At 57.1% G+C, this 1,429-nt stretch carries 1 protein-coding gene; it reads right to left on the reverse strand.

What is annotated here, in order from left to right; genetic code table 11:
- Positions 1-154: 154 nt before the first annotated feature.
- Complete coding sequence (locus ACR0B3_RS23965; RefSeq protein ID WP_480811235.1) at positions 155-1,258, reverse strand: ABC transporter ATP-binding protein; 1,104 nt, start codon at positions 1,256-1,258, stop codon at positions 155-157.
- Between the last annotated feature and the right edge of the window lie 171 nt (positions 1,259-1,429).

Genomic DNA, 1,429 nt, shown 5'->3' on the forward strand with positions numbered 1-1,429 from the left:
GCGCCGCGTTTATATCTTGGCCTCAACGCCACAGCCCCCAAAGGCCAATGCCGCTTGCCCACCAAAGGAATGTCGCGAAATCCTGCGCCGCCTGCAAGGGGCAAAACGCCCCTGCACGCGGGAAACTGATCACGATTGTATAATGAAGGCCCGTTTAGGAAGCTTTGGCCACAGGAAAGACAAAACATTTCTCGCGGCGCAGGCTCAACCACATCGCGGTGCCTTTCTTGGGCAAAAACACGCCCGGCACTGTGGCACGGATCACCTCGCCGTTGAAATCCATACGAAACTCAACAAGGCTTTCATGGCCCATGAAGCGCGCGCGCTCGACCATGCCGCGTGCTGGCACACCATCGCTGACAGTAGGGTTTGGGCCACGACCACCCCGATCAAAATCAATCTTCACATGTTGGGGGCGAAAGACAATCTCAACCGCCGTGCCATCGGCAAAACCCGGCGCCAAGAATTGCCCAAAGGCGGTGTCGGTCAGCGCCCCATCCACACGGCCAGAGATGACATTCACATCCGAGAAAAACGCCGCCGCCGCTTTGTCCACGGGGGCGTTGTAAATATTATAGGGCGCGCCCTGTTGCACGATATGACCGTTGCGCATCAAGGCGATTTGATCCGCCATGCGCATCGCTTCTTCGGGCTCATGGGTGACAAGAACCACCGCTGTGCCCTCTTCTTTCAGCAATTCCAATGTTTCATCGCGGATGCCATCGCGCAGTCGATTGTCCAACCCCGAAAAGGGTTCATCCATCAGCATCACTTTGGGACGCGGCGCAAGCGCGCGGGCCAAGGCCACACGCTGCTGCTCGCCGCCCGACAGCATATGGATGCCTTTTTCCCCATAGCCTTTGAGATCAACACGGGCGAGCAATTCCTTAACCCGCGCGCCCACTTCAGGGCCGCGACCCTTTAGACCAAAGGCAATATTTTGCGCCACGTTGAGATGCGGAAAAAGCGCGAAATCTTGAAAGATCAAACCGACCGACCGCGCCTCGGGGGGCAGATGCAGCCCTGCATCGGAGACAGTGACACCATCAAGCGCAACCGTCCCACCCGTTTGACGCTCAACCCCCGCGATGACACGCAATGTGGTGGATTTTCCGCATCCCGAAGGGCCAAGCAAACACATCACCTGCCCAGCCGCCACCGACAAGGATATGCCCCGCACCACTTCCGTCCCATCAAAGACGCAAGAGAGGTTGCTTACCTCAAGCCGCGGGGAATTTTGGCGCGGGACTTGTTTCATAGGGCGATTGCATCCTGATAAAAACACTCAACTTGGTCAGCTATCAGGCACAAGCCCCCCTTTCAAGCGCCGCTTTGCTGCGGCCTCTCAAATGGTGATGGCGTTCTGACCACCATCCAAGAGCACATTTTGCCCCACCATGAAGCCCACATATTGAGAGCATAAAAACGC

Source organism: Ruegeria sp. CE9 (genome assembly GCF_056537425.1).